15 protein-coding genes and 1 pseudogene are annotated in these 19,426 nt (G+C 38.1%); 11 read left to right on the top strand and 5 right to left on the bottom strand.

Translation table 11 applies throughout. The features are described 5' to 3' along the window. Nucleotides 1-53 precede the first annotated feature (53 nt). The 3 genes from ABD915_RS03370 to ABD915_RS03360 all read left to right on the top strand — a co-directional run bounded on the left by ABD915_RS03370 (nucleotide 54) and on the right by ABD915_RS03360 (nucleotide 4,987). Nucleotides 54-1,571, top strand: a complete 1,518-nt coding sequence (locus ABD915_RS03370) for a Do family serine endopeptidase (protein WP_345115174.1) — start codon at nucleotides 54-56, stop codon at nucleotides 1,569-1,571. A 501-nt stretch (nucleotides 1,572-2,072) separates the two neighbouring features. Then, nucleotides 2,073-2,960, top strand: coding sequence for a tRNA (adenosine(37)-N6)-dimethylallyltransferase MiaA (gene miaA, locus ABD915_RS03365; RefSeq protein WP_345115171.1), 888 nt, complete (start codon nucleotides 2,073-2,075; stop codon nucleotides 2,958-2,960). Between the two features lie 227 nt (nucleotides 2,961-3,187). Further along, nucleotides 3,188-4,987, top strand: a complete 1,800-nt coding sequence (locus ABD915_RS03360; RefSeq protein ID WP_345115168.1) for an acetolactate synthase 3 large subunit — start codon at nucleotides 3,188-3,190, stop codon at nucleotides 4,985-4,987. A 671-nt stretch (nucleotides 4,988-5,658) separates the two neighbouring features. Here ABD915_RS03360 and ABD915_RS10260 read toward each other — a convergent pair. The 4 genes from ABD915_RS10260 to ABD915_RS03345 form a co-directional block, all read right to left on the bottom strand. Continuing rightward, the gene (locus tag ABD915_RS10260) at nucleotides 5,659-5,964 is read right to left on the bottom strand and encodes a TauD/TfdA family dioxygenase (protein ID WP_425548181.1); all 306 of its coding nucleotides are present in this window, start codon (nucleotides 5,962-5,964) and stop codon (nucleotides 5,659-5,661) included. A 264-nt stretch (nucleotides 5,965-6,228) separates the two neighbouring features. Next, the gene (locus tag ABD915_RS03355; RefSeq protein ID WP_345115165.1) at nucleotides 6,229-6,486 is read right to left on the bottom strand and encodes a hypothetical protein; all 258 of its coding nucleotides are present in this window, start codon (nucleotides 6,484-6,486) and stop codon (nucleotides 6,229-6,231) included. Between the two features lie 204 nt (nucleotides 6,487-6,690). Beyond that, nucleotides 6,691-7,851, bottom strand: a complete 1,161-nt coding sequence (locus ABD915_RS03350; RefSeq protein WP_345115161.1) for an MFS transporter — start codon at nucleotides 7,849-7,851, stop codon at nucleotides 6,691-6,693. A 271-nt stretch (nucleotides 7,852-8,122) separates the two neighbouring features. Further along, complete coding sequence (locus ABD915_RS03345; protein WP_345115158.1) at nucleotides 8,123-9,049, bottom strand: D-2-hydroxyacid dehydrogenase family protein; 927 nt, start codon at nucleotides 9,047-9,049, stop codon at nucleotides 8,123-8,125. A gap of 962 nt (nucleotides 9,050-10,011) precedes the next feature. On the opposite strand from ABD915_RS03345, the gene ABD915_RS03340 reads away from it, so the two are divergent. From ABD915_RS03340 to ilvC, 3 genes are all read left to right on the top strand, one after another. Then, a complete protein-coding gene (locus tag ABD915_RS03340) occupies nucleotides 10,012-11,133 on the top strand; it encodes an ATP-dependent DNA helicase (protein WP_345115155.1) in 1,122 nt (373 codons plus the stop codon). 81 nt (nucleotides 11,134-11,214) lie between these two features. Then, nucleotides 11,215-11,949, top strand: a complete 735-nt coding sequence (locus tag ABD915_RS03335) for a pyridoxine 5'-phosphate synthase (protein ID WP_345115152.1) — start codon at nucleotides 11,215-11,217, stop codon at nucleotides 11,947-11,949. Nucleotides 11,950-12,713: 764 nt separating this feature from the next. Then, nucleotides 12,714-13,733, top strand: coding sequence for a ketol-acid reductoisomerase (ilvC, locus tag ABD915_RS03330; RefSeq protein WP_345115149.1), 1,020 nt, complete (start codon nucleotides 12,714-12,716; stop codon nucleotides 13,731-13,733). A 100-nt stretch (nucleotides 13,734-13,833) separates the two neighbouring features. Here ilvC and ABD915_RS03325 read toward each other — a convergent pair whose 3' ends face one another. Then, nucleotides 13,834-15,234 carry an amino acid permease gene (locus ABD915_RS03325; protein ID WP_345115146.1) on the bottom strand — a complete coding sequence of 467 codons (1,401 nt, stop codon included), beginning with the start codon at nucleotides 15,232-15,234 and terminating at the stop codon, nucleotides 13,834-13,836. A gap of 1,022 nt (nucleotides 15,235-16,256) precedes the next feature. Here ABD915_RS03325 and ABD915_RS03320 point away from each other — a divergent pair. The 5 genes and pseudogenes from ABD915_RS03320 to ABD915_RS03300 all read left to right on the top strand — a co-directional run. Beyond that, nucleotides 16,257-16,445 (top strand): hypothetical protein, encoded by a 189-nt coding sequence (locus tag ABD915_RS03320; RefSeq protein ID WP_345115143.1) that lies wholly within the window; start codon nucleotides 16,257-16,259, stop codon nucleotides 16,443-16,445. A 163-nt stretch (nucleotides 16,446-16,608) separates the two neighbouring features. Next, complete coding sequence (locus tag ABD915_RS03315; protein ID WP_345115141.1) at nucleotides 16,609-16,800, top strand: hypothetical protein; 192 nt, start codon at nucleotides 16,609-16,611, stop codon at nucleotides 16,798-16,800. Then, entirely contained in the window at nucleotides 16,790-17,815 is a 1,026-nt protein-coding gene (locus ABD915_RS03310) for an MFS transporter (protein WP_345115138.1), read from the top strand. The genes ABD915_RS03315 and ABD915_RS03310 overlap by 11 nt, the downstream gene beginning before the upstream one ends. Continuing rightward, nucleotides 17,812-18,870 carry an ATP-grasp domain-containing protein gene (locus ABD915_RS03305; RefSeq protein ID WP_345115135.1) on the top strand — a complete coding sequence of 353 codons (1,059 nt, stop codon included), beginning with the start codon at nucleotides 17,812-17,814 and terminating at the stop codon, nucleotides 18,868-18,870. The genes ABD915_RS03310 and ABD915_RS03305 overlap by 4 nt, the downstream gene beginning before the upstream one ends. 372 nt (nucleotides 18,871-19,242) lie before the next feature. After that, nucleotides 19,243-19,426, top strand: a pseudogene (locus ABD915_RS03300) (phage tail tape measure protein); the annotation flags it as partial.

Below are 19,426 nucleotides of genomic sequence, written 5' to 3'. Positions count from 1 at the left end.
TTGCATAGACGAATTTAGTAAGGCTCTTTGCAGCATTTGGTTAGAGGCATGTCATGGATAAAAATGTCATGGATAAAAATACGTTTGTGAAGTGCTTTTTCACAAGAGTTTTTGTCTGTGTGGTTTTGTTTTTATTATGGGCAATGAGTTTGTCTTGGGCGGGGGAAGAGAAAAATACACCACTTTCCATTCCTGATTTAGCTGCTGAGCTTTTGGAAACAGTTGTGAATATTTCCACAGCACAGACAGTTGATGGAACCGAACAGGATGAACTTACTTCGGTACCCGTTATCCCAAAGGATTCATTGCTGCAAGAATATTTTAGTGATTTTTTTACACCCAAAGATGGTCAAAAAGGTAGCCAGTTTCAAAAGGTGCGTTCTTTGGGGTCGGGCTTTGTGATTGATGCGCAAAGGGGACTTATTGTTACGAATTACCATGTTATCGTTGATGCTGACGATATTGAAGTTAATTTTACCGATGGGACAAAGCTAAAAGCAAAATTGCTTGGAAAAGACAGCAAGACTGATTTGGCGCTGCTTCAAGTGGATGCAGGAAGTAAAAAGTTAAAAGCTGTACGTTTTGGTGACTCGGAAAAGGCACGTATTGGTGATTGGGTTATGGCTATTGGAAACCCCTATGGTTTTGGTGGAAGTGTAACGGTTGGTATTATTTCTGCGCGCAATCGTGATCTTAATGCTGGTCCTTATGATAATTTTATTCAGACAGATGCAGCGATTAACCGAGGCAATTCTGGCGGTCCATTATTTGATAGAAATGGTGAAGTGATTGGGATTAATACAGCAATTATTTCCCCCTCTGGAGGGTCTATTGGTATTGGTTTTGCTATACCATCTGACATGGCTCTTGCTGTTATTAATCAGTTGCGTGACTTTGGAGAAATAAGGCGTGGTTGGCTGGCTATTCGTATTCAACCGGTGACAGAAGATATTGCAAAAAGTTTGAAACTAGAAAATCCTGTGGGAGCGTTGATTGCAGGTAAAATAGAAAGTACCGAGGTAGATAATAGTCAGTTGCAAGCTGGAGATGTCATTCTTTTCTTTGGCAATACTCAAATTAAGCATGCGCGTGATTTACCGCGTTTAGTAGCGGAAAGTCCAGAAGGAAAAGTGGTGGATATTAGGATTTTGCGGGATGGACAAGAAAAAACAGTAAAAGTTAAGCTTGGACGTTTAATCGAGACAGATGCAAATGAAAATACAGCAGAAGAATCCGATGATGAAAAAAGCGATGCCGTATCGAAAAACGTGACAATGCAATTTATGGGAATGACATTATCTGAGCTTACAGCGGATTTGCGTCAACGTTATTCGATTACGGATAAACTTCAAGGGGTGGTAGTAACATCTGTTGCACAAAATAGCGCGGCAGATAAAAAGCGTATTCGCTCTGGTGAGGTGATTGTTGATATCAATCAAAGTGTTGTCACAACAATTGATGAAGTTAAAAAACGTGTTCATAAATTACGTGAAGCAGGACGTAAAAATGCTTTACTCATTATTGCACGTCCAGATGGAGAGTTACGGTTTGTAACGCTTCCAATGGATTGATATTTTGGGGAGTGTGTTTTTGTTATGCTTATTAACTTATGTGACAAATGATGCTTTACTCTCTTCAGTTTTTTAAAAAGAAATTATACAAAAAGATTAATATCAAAGTCAGTGATTTTATGGATATTGATTATAAATCAGAATATCATCCATTTTTTTATAAAAAGATAAAGTGTTTTATTTATAAGTGTTAAACTAAATATTATTTTAGAACGTGTTTGCAAAGCATAGTTTATGATGCTGCCTTGGAAAGAAGTTTTATGGCTGTATTTTGGTATTGAATGATAATAGCAAGAAGAAATTCTTTTAGCATTGTTATTGTGTTTATTTTTAAGTGGGTGATATCATAAGCGCTTTCTGTGTGGGAAGTATAGAGGTTCTGCCTGTATTTTCGTTTGAAAAGCTTACTTTGTGACAATGTAGATGGAACATAGGGTTTTTGGGAGTGCCGAGCGTGTTACAATAAGTTGATGAGTGATGGGCATAGGGGTATTTCCATTTATGACACAGAGGACGATTACATTGATAGCTGGGCCTACTGCAAGTGGCAAGTCAGCGCTTGCCTTACAAATGGCTCAAGAAAAAAATGCTCTCATTATTAACACTGATTCAATGCAAGTTTATGATGTTTTAAATATTTTAACAGCACGGCCTACGGAGGCTGATACTGTGATTGTTCCACACTATCTCTATGGCTATGTGAGTCCTACTCTTCATTATTCAGTGGGACAGTGGTTATCTGATGTTGGAGAGCTTTTAAATACCTTCACGTCGAAATCACTTATTTTTGTTGGTGGAACAGGGCTTTATTTTCATGCTCTTTTAGAAGGATTTTCGGAAATTCCTCATATTCCAGATGTTGTGCGGCAGAAATGGCGACTTCGGCTTGATAAAGAGGGCGCTGAAAGTCTTTATCGTCAGTTGTTACAGATTGATGCTGTTCTCGCTGAGAAAATTTCTTCACAAGATGGCCAACGTATCATACGTGCTTTGGAGGTTTATGATGCAACTGGTAAGAAGCTTAGCTGGTGGCAGAAGAAAAAAATGCCTCCTCTGATTTCGCCAAATTGTTCAGAAAAAATTCTTCTCATGCCACCACGTCAATGGCTTTATGAACGTATTCACAAGCGGTTGGATTCTATGATTGAAAAAGGAGCTTTAAAAGAGGTGTTTGCTATGAAAAAGCTTATGCTTTCTCCTTTATTACCGGCGATGAAAGCTATTGGGGTGCCTGAATTTATAGCTTATTTGGATGGGTATAGAAGTTTTGAAAATGCTCTTGAAAAAGCAAAAACACAAACAAGGAGATATGCAAAAAGGCAAATAACATGGTTTCGTAATCAATTTGATGAGAAATGGACGCTCGTTTCTTTAGATAAAGTGCTGTAGAAAATTAAAAAAAAGAGAGCGTTTGGAATGGAAAGTTTTTAAAAAGGTAATTTTTGATTGACGAATAGTATTGATCGAATTAAAGCTTTTTACTATAAGGAATATCTTTCTTGACAGTATGTCGTGCATTTTAAATGGGGGGATAATTATACGATATATGTTTTCGTGTGTAATAGGCTCCTTTGGGGGCCTTTTTTTATTGTGCTATAAATGAGCGAGTGGGGAAAATGATAAATCATCCAAGAGCGAAAGAGAGTGCGGACGGAAAAATAATGTCTGGAGCTGAAATAGTGGTTCAAGCTCTTATTGATCAAGGGGTTAAGCATCTCTTTGGTTATCCTGGTGGGGCTGTGCTTCCTATTTTTGATGTACTTTATCAACAAGATTCACTTCAGCATATTTTGGTACGTCATGAACAGGCAGCGGGTCATGCTGCTGAAGGTTATGCACGCAGCACAGGGAAGGTGGGAGTTATGCTTGTGACTTCTGGTCCGGGTGCAACTAACGCTGTAACACCTCTGCAAGATGCGCTCATGGATTCTATCCCTCTTGTTTGTTTTTCTGGTCAGGTGCCGACAACGGTGATTGGAACAAGTGGCTTTCAAGAAGCTGATACGGTTGGTATTACAAGGCCTTGTACGAAGTGGAATTGGCTGGTTAAAGATGTCAATGATCTTGCGGCTATTATTCATGAAGCTTTTTCTCTTGCTCAATCAGGACGCCCTGGACCAGTTTTGATTGATATTCCTAAGGATGTTCAATTTGCTTCAGGAATTTATAGAGCACCTCAAGCGCTGACATTTATGCGTTCGTCTTCAAAGTTGAAAGGGAATGCGCAGGCTATTGAAGAGGCTGTTTCTCTCTTAGTAGAAGCAAAGCGTCCTGTTATTTATTCTGGTGGTGGTGTTATTTCGTCAGGTCCTCAAGCTGTAAAGCTTTTGCGTGATTTAGTTCAACTGGGTGATTTTCCGATTACATCAACACTCATGGGGCTTGGTGCTTATCCCGCTTCTGGCAAAAATTGGCTTGGAATGCTTGGGATGCATGGAACCTATGAAGCTAATATGTCCATGCATGATTGTGATGTCATGTTAGCTGTTGGTGCGCGCTTTGATGATCGCATCACTGGGCGACTGGATGCATTTGCACCTCATGCACGTATTATTCATATTGATATTGATCCTTCTTCTATTAATAAGATCGTAAAAGTGGAAGTGCCACTTATTGGTGATGTGGCTTGTGTTTTAGGAGATATGACACGACTCTTAAAGATACAGCAACCAGCGTTTAATAGTAAAGTTCGTGAGGCGTGGTGGACACAGATTAACCGCTGGAGAGCTCGTAATTCATTGGCGTATGCGGAGAAAAGAGATGTTATCATGCCGCAATATGCTCTTGAACGACTTTATGCTCTTAGTAAAGGTGCGAATGCTTATATCACAACGGATGTTGGACAGCATCAGATGTGGGCAGCACAATATTATCGCTTTGATGAACCAAACCATTGGATGACTTCTGGTGGACTTGGGACTATGGGTTATGGTCTCCCTGCTGCTATTGGTGTTCAAGTTGCACATCCTGATGCACTTGTTTTATGTATTTCTGGAGATGCTTCAATTCAAATGAATATTCAAGAGCTTGCAACGGCAATTCAGCATAATACGCCAGTGAAAATTTTTATTTTAAATAATCAGTATATGGGTATGGTTCGTCAATGGCAGCAATTGCTGCATGGTAATCGTCTTTCTCATTCTTATACAGAATCGATGCCTGATTTTGTAAAATTGGCAGAAGCTTATGGAGCGGTTGGTATCCGTTGTTCAAAAACCGATGAACTTGATGATAAAATTCAGCAAATGATTGCTTGTGATAAGCCAGTTCTCTTCGATTGTCGTGTGGATAATTTAGAAAATTGTTTTCCTATGATCCCATCTGGGTGTGCGCATAACGATATGCTGTTACCTGATGAAGCTAATGATGAAGCCGTTGCAAATGCTGTTTCTTCCGCGGGAAAGATTCTTGTATAAAATGAATATGTTAACAAAATAGTGAAGGATGGTGATGATGAAGTCTTTGGAGTCTTCATCTTTGTCTCTTCGTTGTGGAGAGTTCCTATTATCCTTAGAGTGCATTTTATGATTTTTATTCTTTGTTTAAAGACATGGGGTGTATTATTATTTGTTTATCTAAAAAATGTTATAAGTCGTGTGCCCAATTATGTTTGAATTTATTTGTACGCAATGTTTATTTTTTTAATTCATATGTTCACATCAAGAGCTATTTCGTTGCATTTTTTAGATAATATATTGAATTATCTGTTATAAATTAATTATGTTGTCTCATCTATGAAAGCTTCCATAGTGCAAGAAAAAAGCCATCGTGCTTGAAGGGTGCAACCATGCAAATCCTCATACTTGTGAAAACAATAGAAAAGTTTGTCACTCTGTTTTGGTTTCGCATTATGAAATTACTCCAAATCGCTCTTTCAAGGGCTTGATAGGAGAATCCCCCTAGCGGCTTAAAAGGGAGGGCAAAAATAACAAAGATCAAATGCAGCCATGGAAAATCATTTGGTCACCATAGCTTATAATCAGGTAGTAACCTCATTTGAGTATGCGGGAGAAATTTCTACATATGAGATGTGTCGTCAATATATATAAACCAGAATAATACTCAACATCATAGCATTATCAGGACATTAACATTGAAAATCAAATACTCTTTCTTTTATTTGTTCTACATCTCTATGATTCCATAAATCTGCAGACACAAACACTCTTTGAATCCACCGCATTGGATTTTCATAACTATCAAATGATCCGAAAAATTTATCTCTAGAGTGTAGAGCCATTCTGTTATCAATGTATAATAATCTTCCTGGTTGTATATCAATTCCAAAAGATACAGCCTTAATAGCTTCATAAAAATGATCTAAAGCTTCCTTGGCTTTTTTGACTGTGGCTCTAACATGCCCGGATAAAAAACAGCGCTGATGTCTGGGAATTCACCGTCCCCTTGAACTAGGGGCACTTTACTTGTAGAGGTGACCCCATTTTTTCTCCATCTCATAGGGAACATTAATTATATATAAATTACCCTTTAAGCTCCTCAAATCCTCTTCACTTAAAAGTTTTAAAGCTAGACGTGCATCAGATATTCTCGTTAACGGGCCATCAACATCATTGCAGATACCAGTTAAAAGTATCCCTTTAGGAGATCAATTTAAACCCCTTATAAATTTTAGTGCAGCATTTTCTCTATGAAAATCTCACTCAACTTCAGATCCTAATCCTGTATAATCTTTTTTATTACCCTCTAAAGGAACTAGGTTATTTACTATATGTTCGCCTGCAAACTTAATTGAATAAGGCTCTCCGATTAATAAAGAAAACATCATAATTAAATTTTCGCTCATATAGCCACTTTTACAAGAGGCATCTAAATTATAAGGATTAGGTGACGTATTCATTTTTCTATCAATAGGAAGGTTTTCAAAGATTAAATATGCTCTAGGGGTAATAGACATCTTTTGCTTCATAAGAATTGTCAATATTCTATGTGGTAACAGCAAAAATGCTATTTTTTTAGCTTAACCGAATATTCAAGATCACCGTATGTATGGATCATAAATAACATGGTCTAAAGCCTCCCAAAGTTTGTCTCTTTCGCCATTGCTCAACTCAAAAGTATTTTCATTTATCATTATAATTTCCTCCCCAATTATATCTCCCTACTTTTTTATTAAGAAAAGTGAAAAAACAATCATTAAAATTAAAATCAGCCATGTTAGTAAATAACTGTCTGTAAAATCTTGGATTAATCCAAATAATGGTGACGCAGTAATAATTGCGATTTGATTTACAGACATTGCTAAACCTAGAGAAAAGCCAACGCTTTCTTTCGGCGAAGAGTCTATAATATAAGAAACCCAAGGGCCATACCATCCTAATCCAAAAAAAACTAACCAAGCAGATAAAATAGTTAAATAAATTATGGACCCACTCATGCCCAAAATTAATATTAAAAATCCAAAAACGACTGCAATCATGCAAAACAAGACAGGAAAAAATCGTCCTTTTCTACAATGATCACTCCACGCTGCTAAAATAATTCTTCCTAAGGCACCAGAAGCCTGTGAAACAAAAAACAAATAAGCACTTTTATCTAAAGACAGGTGATAGATTCTATAAAAATAAATCGTTATAAAAATGGTTAAAACATATTGGACGATCACAAGTGAAACGCCTGAAAAAATAATATTTTTCATATGCGGCGCAGCTAACATTGTAAGACGAGATCTTACATTTGCATAGAACGAAACTTTTGCCTTGCTTTTTGGAACGATAGCTACAACTTTTGCTGGTGAGTGATAAAAAATAATAAATATACATCCCCCTAAAAAAGAAACTATGGCACCGACCAAAAACGCACCTTGTATGCCATAGACAAGCGCACTAGCAGGAAGAACTATCCCAGCTAATGCCCCACCTAATGGTAGCCCCGCCTGCCTTATTTCCATTGCAAATCCGCGTTGCGATTGTGGAAACCATGAAGAAACAGATTTAGCGCCACCAGGTTGAGCAGAACTATAAAATCCCCCTACAATGAGCAAACAGACCAAAAGGGAAATATAGTTATCTGCGATTACTCCCAACAAAAGAGAGACAGAAACACCGACCGCACCAACTCCAACAATAGAGCGCTCGTTAAACTTGTCTAGTAATTCACCAGCTACAAGTAACCCAATAATAGGTAGGAACTGCGCTGCTGAAGACAGCAAACCTATCTGAGAGTCACTAAGCGAGAAATCCTTCTTAAAAAATTCAGCTAAAGGACCAATCCCTTGAACAAAGAAGCAGGCTGATGCTTGAGCGATAGTGGCAACAAGCAATACAATCTATCTATGATAATTTTTTTCTATAAATTGATGATTGCTCACTATACACCTCTCCAATGAAAGTGTGTTTGTAGCCTTTTTTAATAATGATTGTAACAATAAATGAGGTGTTTTATGTTGATGACATAAAAATCTGTCAATACGATTGGTATTAATATGAAAACTAAGGAATATGCTTCATTTAAGGAATAAGCTATTATGTGCCGTGCAAATTTGATACGCTAGCGATATAAGATAAATTTTACAAACATTGGCTCAGCCGGTATTAAGCGTTCTTCATAAAAGACGCTATATTTTGGCAAGCTTTTTCCATATAATTCTCAAAGCTTTCTTCAGTCACATAGCCCAAGTGCGGTGTGCAAAGAACTCTCTCTGATTGCAATAATTTGCTCTCATATACTGGCTCGCTGTCATAAACATCCAGTGCAAAGTAAGTTGAATTTTCCAAACTTAGTATTTTTTCTATCGCCCCTTTTTCAACCAAAGCTGAACGCGCTGTGTTGACAAAAAGAGCATGGAGTTTCATGCGCAATAGATCCTCTAATTGAATGATTTCTCTGGTTTTATCGCTTAAACGTAAATGGACGGATATAATGTCAGGACGTGTAAAAAATTCATCTTTTGAATGCGTAAAATGATAACCTAAATTTTTTGCTTCTTGTGTTGAACGCTCGCTCCCATAAACCAAAATGGACATGCCAAAAGCTTGAGCATATTGAGCAACCATTTTACCAATACGCCCAAACCCGAATATTCCAAGAGTAGCCCCTTTCATTTGGTTGCCAAATGTTGTTTGCCATCGTCCTTTTTTCATATCAGACACAGATTTACAGAGTTTTCTGCGTGCAGACATCATTAAGAGCCATGCAAATTCAGCAGCAGAAGTTGGATCTCCACCACCGTCTAATATTTCAATTCCCAAATCTCTACAAGCTTCTATATCAATATGTGAACCTATAGGGCCTGTTTGGCAGATTAATTTTAAATTTGGCAGTTTCAGGAGAAGATTTTTATCAACTATAGTCCGCTCTCTGATTAAGATAAGAATATCTATCTCTTTGAGCTTATCTTCTAAATCACATTCTTTAGCTAAATTATTTATAACCAGCACTTCATGCGATTTCATTAATTTTGTAATAGACTGTAATGTTAGGGTGGCTTTTTGATAGTCATCTGGAATTAATATTTTCAATTTAAATCTCCCGTCTCATTCATCAATATTTGCGCTCATTATTTCATTTCTAAAACAACCAAAAAGCAGTCTCACCTCTGATATTTTAACATAACGCCAAGCCTATTAACAAATTATATCCCTTGATTTTATTGTTATTTCTAGCAATAAGAATAGCATTAATCCGTTCGTTTTTATAAACTTTAAAACATTGCGACAAAAAGAAAAAATTTGACTCAGGAGATGGAGAATTGCGCTTTTCTCATATTCTAGAGGACGAGCCTGAAGTGCTACGCTGGACTGAAACCATATCCCAGTTTTCTTATAATAGACTACCAAGAAGGCCATATTTACGAACCAGGTTTTATTATAGAAATAGAAAAAGCTCCATATTTGTGCGAGATAAAGTGTGCTTCATATATAAGCGTGATGTCTCTCTTTTATTCGTTGAGATATAACTTCTTTGTAGCATGAAGAGTCAATTTATTAAAATCATGATAAGAGGGAGTTAGGAACTTTATAGGTGTATCATCATAGGATTAATTAGGCTTGTTGAGAGCTATTTCTCTTTCTGCCAAAGGTTCTTGATATATTTCATTATTATTTCGTAAGAGTGGATGTACTGTATTTTTATGTGCAAGAAAATTGCAATGCTCTTTTTCTCATTCTAAATTTTGGTTAGAAAAAGCGTATAGAGGTGTTATTTTAAATTTAAGATATGCATATTCCGTTGTTGGTGTTACTGTTGTAAAAAGTAATGTTTTGTTTGATAAGTATAAGGTTTTACCAAGAAGATCGATGTATAGATAAAATTTAGATTGTTACAATATCTTGAAAAAGCAATGGATAAATAATTGATAACTGTGCTACGAAAGTTGTTAGATGAGCGTGTGTCAGCAATTCTTAATAAAAAAGTTTTTCTTGAGAATGGTTTTGTTGGCAAAATACTTGCTCTTTTTATACGAATCTTATGTTGGTAAGCTATGCAATTTTCACAGGAACAGGATAATGCATTGAAAGCTGTTGCTGCGTGGTTGAGGGAAGGGCGTTCTCCACTTTTTCGCCTCTTTGGCTATGCGGGAACAGGCAAGACAACGCTTGCGCGCTATTTTGCTGAAACAGTTGATGGCTCTGTCCAGTTTGCTGCTTTTACAGGAAAGGCTGCGCAGGTTTTACGTTCTAAAGGTGCAAGCAATGCTTGTACGATTCATTCATTGATTTATTGTCCGCGTGGTGAAGAAGAAGTTGCCGATGAAGTTACGGGAAAGAAGTCTATTGCTCCAACATTTACATTAAATCGAAGAAGTGCAGCTGCACAAGCTAAACTCATTATTATCGATGAATGTTCGATGGTCGATGAACAATTAGCGCGTGATTTAATGAGTTTTCGGACGCCAATTCTTGTTCTTGGTGATCCAGGTCAGTTGCCTCCCATTTCAGGAGGTGGTTTTTTTTCTAATGGTGCACCAGATTTTCTTCTCTCAGAAATTCACCGACAAGCGCAGGATAACCCGATTGTTCGTTTAGCTATGAATGTGCGTGAAGGACGCGATATTGCTTATGGCGATTATGGAGAAGCGCGCGTTGTTACACGTAAAGAGGTCAATCAACAATTGGTTTTAGAAGCTGATCAGCTTTTGGTAGGGATTAACCGAACACGTTATCTTTATAATAAACGTTTGCGTGAGTTGAAGGGATTTACAGCAGATTACCCACAAGCAGGAGACAAGCTTGTATGCTTGCGCAATGATCCCACTAAAGGTTTGTTGAATGGCTCTTTATGGAAAGTCCTCACTTCACAGAAGGAAACTGTTAAACCGGGGGTTAATCTTCTTGTTAAGCCAGAAGAGAGTGAACGTGGAGTGGTGAAGATTAAGCTTTTAAAAGCAGCGTTTGAGAATCCTGAAAATGAGGTTTCATGGCAATTAAAAAAAAGATATGATGATTTTGATTATGGCTATGCATTAACTGTTCATAAAGCGCAAGGGTCCCAATGGGACAATGTGGTTTTATTTGATGAAAGTTTTGCATTTCGCGATATGCATGCACGCTGGCTTTATACGGGAATTACCCGTGCGGCAAAGCGTCTCATAATTGTTCGATAAAAAAATTTTATTTTCTAGGATTATGCTGGTGAATGTGTCTTTTTCTTTCTTTAAGAGTTGTATACGGAAATAGGAGTGTGCATGGCAGTAAAACTTTCAGTTAATCTTAATGCTATTGCTGTTTTGCGCAATCGGCGTAATCTTCCATGGCCAAACATTAAAGATATGGGGCGTATAGCGCTTACAGCTGGAGCAGCAGGTTTAACGGTTCATCCACGGCCAGATGAACGACACATTCGTTTTTCTGATTTGCCGGACATACATCGTTTAATTAACAGTGCTTTTCCTACGGCTGAGTTTAATATTGAAGGTTATCCAAGCGATACATTTTTGGATATGGCAGAAAAGTATGCTGATCAGATTACTCTTGTTCCGGATGATCCAGCGCAGTCAACTTCTGATCATGGTTGGGATTTTACTCATGATGCAGAATTTTTGGCGCCTATTGTTCAGCGCTTGAAAGAAAAAAAAATTCGTGTGTCGTTATTTGCTGATCCCGTTTTCGAAGGTCTTGATATTGCTAAAGCGATTGGTGCTGATCGTGTGGAATTTTATACTGGGCCTTATGGAGGTGCATTTGAAGATAAGGTAAAACAGGATCAGGAATTGCATAAACTTACCTTAGCAGCAAAAAAAGCCAAAGAGTTGCAATTAGGTATCAATGCAGGTCATGATTTGACGATTGCTAATCTTCCTGCTCTTGTCAATCGCATTCCTTGGCTTGATGAAGTTTCCATTGGTCATGGATTGATTGCTGATGCATTAGAACATGGAATGCATGAGACTGTTCAGCGTTTTATTCGGTTATTGGTATGATTTTTCCTCTATACAATTCCGAGAATGCGGTCTTATAAAGTACTGTCAGTTTTATCCTAAAAGAATAATTTTGTACATGCATAGAGTGATATTACTGCTATGCTGTTTGAGGTACGTTCAGCTTGAGATATTCATTTTTCTGGCTTTTAAGGGCATTGTATTATATCGATGCTACCAGTTTATAAAAATTTTTGCGTTAAGATCTCTTTGTGTGATCTTTTAGTGGAGGTAAAAAATAATTTTTTATATTGTCTGTGTTTAAAAATTACGTAAAGCTATGCAAGCGGTATTTCTAGTGTGCGGTAGGTGAGATTGATTTTTTGCGTTAAATAAAAAACTATCTGGCTCATTTTATAATTTTTCTTGCTATCCGCTTTGATTTGGTTCATGTTCGAGAACTACGTGATGTCTTTTAATTTTAAGGATACAGCGGTCCATTATGTAGAAGAAGAGTAGAATTTTAGAGTATGTGTTTCTCTTCATTAGTATTTTTTTTGTATAATTTATCGTTTTTTATAGAGCAGCAACTGAAATCTATTTGGGGATCCAAATATTATGCTTTTGGAAAGTTGGGGGGGCAGAGTTTTGTTTTGCGTAATAAGTAAATTTAAAAATTATTTTATTGCTGTATTGCTATGAGCAAAGTTTTTTCATCCGTGTTTTTTCATCCGTGATGTTGCAAAGCGCACAGGATGGTTTTTGCTTTTTATCAAGTAAAAATAATCTGAAATTCAGTTTAAATGTAAAGATAAGGGAGTATTTTCATGCGTGTTTATTATGATCGTGATGCGAACGTTAATCTGATTAAAGAGAAAAAAGTGGCCATTGTTGGTTATGGTTCACAAGGGCGTGCGCATGCTTTAAATCTAAAGGATTCTGGTGTTCAAAAGGTGCAAATTGCTTTGCGCCCAGGGTCGGCAACAGCTAAAAAGGCTACTGTGGATGGTTTCGAGGTTGTTAGTGTTGTTGAAGCAGCAAAATGGGCAGACCTCATTATGATGGCAACGCCAGATGAATTGCAAGCTGATATTTATAAAGAACATATTCATGATCATTTACGTGATGGAACAGTGATTGCTTTTGCACATGGTTTGAGTATTCATTTCGGCTTAATTGAAGCGAAAAAAACAGTTGATGTTGTGATGATTGCTCCTAAAGGTCCAGGTCATACAGTGCGCAATGAATACCAACGTGGTCGCGGTGTTCCTTGTTTAATTGCGATTGCACAAGATGCTTCAGGGCATGCTCATGATGTAGCATTATCTTATGCATGTGGTCTTGGTGGTGGACGTGCTGGAGTGATTGAAACAACATTTAAAGAAGAGTGCGAAACTGATCTTTTTGGTGAACAAGCTGTTCTTTGTGGTGGTCTTGTCGAGCTTATTCGAGCAGGTTATGAAACACTAACCGAAGCAGGTTATGCGCCGGAAATGGCTTATTTTGAATGTTTACATGAGGTTAAATTGATTGTTGATCTCATCTATGAAGGTGGTATTGCAAATATGAATTATTCGATTTCCAATACGGCTGAATGGGGTGAATATATGTCTGGTCCACGCGTGATCACGGATGAAACGAGAGCAGAAATGAAGCGTATTTTGAAGGATATTCAGACGGGTAAGTTTACGTCAAATTGGATTCAAGAATACAAAGCGGGTGCTGCTCATTTTAAAGGCATGCGACGTTTAAATGATCATCATCCTATCGAAGAAGTTGGCAAAAAACTCCGCTCTATGATGCCTTGGATAAAATCTAACGCTTTGGTTGATAAAGAGCGTAATTAAAGTCATAGAGATTTCTCTATAAAAAGCTCTTATGCTTTATCTATAAATCAAAAGGGTAACTCAAGTTACCCTTTTTTAATATGCTTTTTATGTACGAATTTTATTTATTATTTTTAACCGCTTTTTTTCTTATAAATAAAAAATACATTATGCCTAAGAAAGCAAACCATACTAGACTATATTTGAAAGCTATAAAAGTATCAGGTTCTAATGTCAACAAATAGAGCATGAAAGCAAAAAACACTAAAACAATCCCGCACACGATAACACCTCCCGGCATTTTATAGACGGACTCAGCATGTAGATGAGGGTGATTGCGACGATAAATAATATAGCTAATCAAAATGACAGACCATACGAATAAAAATGCGATCGCTGAAATGCTGGTCACAATTGTAAAAGCGCTTATGATGCTTGGAGATGATGATGCAATGGTATAGCCTAATAAAATACATAAGCAAGAAAAGAAGAGGGCATTGGCTGGAACATGGTATCTGGAAAGCTTACCCAAAATCGGAGGTGCACCTTTTTGTGTTGCAAGCCCATATATCATGCGACTGGTAGAAAAAATACCACTATTTGCTGAAGAGGCAGCCGAAGTCAGAACGACAAAGTTCACCAAACCAGCAGCTATCGGAATGCCAGCAAGCCAGAACATCGAGACGAAGGGGCTGTTTTCTGGAACAATTTGATCCCAAGGTATGACGGACATAATCACAATGAGAGAAAAGATATAAAAAAGTACAATACGAACCGGTATTGCATTAATTGCTTTAGGGAGAACTTTTTTAGGTTCTTTCACCTCAGCTGCAGTTGTTCCGGCAATTTCTATACCAACAAAAGAAAAAATGGCAATTTGAAATCCAGCAAAAAAACCTGTAAGCCCTCGAGGAAATATATCTCCACCATTCCACACGTGACTAAGAGAAGCAACAGTACCATTTGGAGTGGTAAAGCCAGTCGTTATCATATAAAATCCAACAACGATTAATGCTAAAATTGCTACGACTTTGATAAGACCAAACCAGAATTCAAGTTCACCGAAAAATTTTACAGCAAGGAGGTTAAGGATTAAAAAGAAGCCAATGCAAGAAAAAACAACAATCCATGGATTGAGTGTTGGCCACCAGAAATGCATATAATTAATGATAGCAATAATATCTGCAGCTCCAGTCACAACCCAGCTTAACCAATAGTTCCAGCCAACAAAAAAAGCAACTCCGGGTCCTAGCATATCGGTTGAAAAATCAACCAGAGACCGATATTGTGGATTAGAAAGTAATAATTCTCCCATAGCGCGCATAACGAAGTATAGTGCACAACCAATAATAGCGTAAACGAGTATAATGGAAGGGCCTGCTACACTGATTGTTTTTCCTGATCCCATGAAGAGACCTGTTCCAATAGCACCACCGAGGGCTATAAGCTGTACGTGACGGTTATCTAGTCCCCGTTGCAATCTTTTATGCGGATCAGCTTCTAAATTTTGTGTATCATTCATTTTTTGAAGGTTCCCTTTAATTATTTAAGATTCAAAATTACATTGAAAACGTTATCTGTGTATCGAAGCATGATATGAGTGAGTCGTAAAGGAGAAAAACATTTTTTATGATTTCATGTGGAAAAAGGGAAAGCATATAGAATCAGGAGCGATGTATTCTAGTACTTCGAAATAACGTAACAGAAATTTGAGTGTGGAGTTTGGATTATAGCTTAGAGGATTGATCAATGGTTAATGAGAAAGCACAACTGTGATTAGACAGTTACTATTGAGGTGTGAACAGTTGTAAAAAACTGTGGAGACTGCCCGTAGTTTATAACAAAAACTGGAGATGAAGCCAGTGCGTTACATTGTTTTCTTGCATGATGAGTATAATCATGGAGAAGGGTTTTTTATTTTTCAGCAGACGGATTATGAAAGTTATCATCTTCTTAAGAAATTAAGAAATTTTTTGAATGATTTCTTCATGGGAAATTATCGTTTAATAGGATAAGTAAAGAAGTAAATTCTGATATCAATTTCCGGAAGGATATTGTTGATTTAATGATATCTGTGCCATTGATCGTGTTCAGGGGGCGTGATTGTTATTCGTCTTAATTTTTACTAAAAGACGATTTTGATTGATATTTTATCCGAAATAAAGCGAGCAAATAAAGCACAGAAATTATTTTAGAAGCACTAGTTACCAGTAAAGGGAATATAACCAACAAAGAAACAACGGTATTTGCAATAGGCGTTATTAAGCTCCTATATGGTAGGTGAATGTCTGGTTAGGATGCGCTCTGTTTTTTGAAGCATGAAATGGGTGGTATTTTTCTGAATGCAAAAGATATCAGAGAATGGAAAGACTATTTGCGTCGATTGACGGGGGTTATAACCCATTTTAGATCATAAATTTGTGTGATGTTGTTGGTAAATAAAAGAAAAGTATACGTTTTTATCGGATGAAGTTGTATCGTTTTATCTGTTTTAAGAAAAAATGGACGAGTTTCATGATACATTAACAAATTGCGCTTGAAGGAATGCATTATATAAAAGATGCGAAAGGTGTTTTGGTGCCGATAAGTTTGGTTCACCTTGCGGATTTATTAGAATTTGCGGATTTATTAGAAGATGAAATGGTGCGCAAAATTATGAATTTTTACAAAGAGTTATCGGCAAGATGCTCCGCAAGAGGTGCAGTGAAAACACCAACTTCCCCCGCTCCTTAACTCCTGAAAATTAGCTATCACTACGATAAATGTCAGCGTTCAAATTTATTATAGCATGCCTCTATCGAAAAAATTTGACGTGCCCAGTAATTATGTGTAGGAGTCATTTATAAAATATATATAGTGATTAAATAACGCGTGTTTCTAAATAGGGTGAGGGGGGATGCGCAAAGAGCTGATTTTTCGATTTTATGGGCTTGTTGTTGTGCTGTATCTTTCTGATATGGTGCTATTTTTAAGTAACCTTTGGAACGCTTATCGCATAACATCTTCATCGGTTTTCCTAGGCGTGACTATGGCGTTGGGAACGCTTACGCCCTATCTTTTGAAAAAAAAGTGGGCTTGTGCGTATTAAAGCTTCGCTGCAGTTGGTAGATTTATACAAAAGACGGATCATCATCTATAGCCTCCTTTTATTGATTGCTCTTTTTCATTATGTTGATTCCCCCATTGGTTTTATTGCTGTCTCTATCTCTATCGGTTATCTCTCTTTAATTACTTTAAGTACGCTCGAGACTTATAATACTAAACTAACCCTTAGTGGTTATATCAGTGCCCAAAAGGCTTCCCGCATTATGCAAACAGTGGTGCAGATTGGCGCCTTTTTGGGAGCGGCACTTAGTGGTTATCTCTTAGAAGCGATCAGTCCGCGAGGGACAGCGGCTGAAGTCGGCTATAATGGTTTGATTGCGGTAATTTGTTTGTTTGATATCATCGTAAGCCTTGTGGCCGGATATGTCATTTTTTGCGATGAATATAGTGCTACGGGCGACGCGCCATCTGCAACCGAGAAGAAGCCGATATCTACGTCAAAGGCAGATGGGCTCTCCCTTGAACTTAAACTTTTATGCGTCTGTATAGGCCTTATTGGTTTTCATATTTGCGCCTATAATACACTGGCGACTATTCTTTTTCAGAGTGTGAAAAATTTTGGCTCTGAATATTATGGGCTTTGCAGCGCGGTTGCGGGTGTGGGCGCTTTTTTAGCTGCTTTTATCAAAATCCCTCGCTTTGAATTCATCCTTCCCGCCCTTATGTTGGGTGTGGCTGATTTCATTTTTAGCACCACGCAATCGCCTTATTTGGCTGTGGTTTTTTGCTTTTTTATTGGCTTTTCGATGAACACTATGCGGATTAACGCCCGCAAGTATATGATTGAAGCGACCCAGACAGAGGCTCAGGCAGAGCTTGTGGGAAGTTATAGCGGCATGCTTTATACTGTTTCCCAATCGGCGGGTTATGTTATCCTCGGTCTTCTTACAAGCTCTGCCCTTATGGGACCGCAGGCGGCCATTTATCTTCTACCCCTTATAGGGCTGATAATCTTTATTTATGTTCTTTTCCTTTTATCGCGGCGGGCTAAAGCATGAGCAAACCCATTCTTATTGTCGATCCTTTCTCCACAGGTGCCCTCTATGGCACTGCTTTGCAAAAATTAGGCTATGACTGTTACGGCGTTGTTTCTCAACAAGCTCCTTTTTCACACTATATGCTTTCTTATCAGGGTAAGAGCATGGCAGAAGTAAAGCTTCATAGTGTAGATGAGATAAAGAAGCGCTTTTCAGTTGGTGCGATAGAGGCAGTGGTGGCGGGCGCCGAAGGAGGTATTTATTGTGCAGAGCTATTGGCTGCTTATTATTGTTGTCTTGGGAATAATCCCTTGACCACCGATTGGCGGCGGAAAAAGGCGGTGATGCAAAAGCGCCTTTGTGAAAATGGTTTATCTTACATCCGGTCGAAGATTCTTACAAAAGGCGATTGTGCTCTTGATGGTTTTGAAAGCCCCAGCGGTTATGTGGTGAAGCCGAATGATTCTTCTGGGAGTGATGGTGTTTTGTTTTTCTCTAGCCGTGAGGAAGTGGTGGCGTGGGTTTCTGGGATCGATTGGATGCAGAAAAATATTTTTGGCACACCTAACGAGGCTTATTTGCTCCAAGAAAGATTGGTGGGAGAGGAATACATAGTGGATGCCGTTGTAAATGGAGAGGCTATAAAGATATGTGCTTTATCACGATATAAAAAAGGTGCCCATAATGGGAGTGCTTTTGTTTATGAATCGCTAGATGTGCTTGATGCTCAAGATCCCCTTTATGCGGTTCTTATCTCTTATGCAAAACAATGCATTCGTGCGGTGGGGATTGAATATGGGCCCGCGCATATGGAAATCATGCAAACCGCCCGTGGTCCAGTGATGATCGAAGTGGGAGCCCGCCTCCATGGGGGGATTGCACCCGCTTTGTTCGCACATTGCTATGAAGAGGGTTTACTTGAAAGCTCTGTTAATCTTATTGCAGGGGTGTTTTCGGAAGCACCAAGTCGCTTTAAGAAAAAGGGGCGTATTATCTTTCTTATCAACAAGGTCGACGGCCGCTTCATAAAAGATGTTAACCTATGGCAGCAAAAGCTTCATTCTTGGAAAATGTAGTTCATTGTATGCTCTTTTTTAAAGAAAACGAACCTCTACCCTTGACAATCGATTTAAATACTTGCCCAGCCATTATAGCGATTTGGGGTCGGAATGATGATGAACTATCGACTTTAGAGAGAATAATTCGTAGCAATTTCCTATAAAATACAACAGTTGAGAGGAAAATATGGATTCAGCAGCACAAATAATTAAAGATATAGACAAATATGAAAAAACGCGATCATCACCAAGTGGAAAAACATTATTGCTGCCGCTTTTGATTTCTTTGCTCATTGGCAAAAGTTCAAACAGGGACTTGGCGCTGTTGCCAAGTGGTTTGGCAATGTATGGGAGGGCTTTAAACAAAGTCTCTCCAACTTTTGGGAGTGGTTGGGGAGCTTTTTTGCCCGCGAAACGCTCTCAGAGAGCGCCAAAGCTGGTATGGAGCAAGCAGGGGAAGACTTGGCGAGTTGGATTGTCGATGGCTTTATGGGAAGTATCACAAAATTGATGGATTTTTTTAAATCCTTGCCCAGCCGCATCAGAGACTGGATTGGCAGCATTGATTTATCCG

It is taken from the genome of Bartonella jaculi (assembly GCF_039543045.1).
Taxonomy (GTDB): domain Bacteria; phylum Pseudomonadota; class Alphaproteobacteria; order Rhizobiales; family Rhizobiaceae; genus Bartonella; species Bartonella jaculi.
The sequence above is the reverse complement of the archived record's forward strand: the minus strand, read 5'-3'. Positions and strand labels throughout refer to the sequence as shown.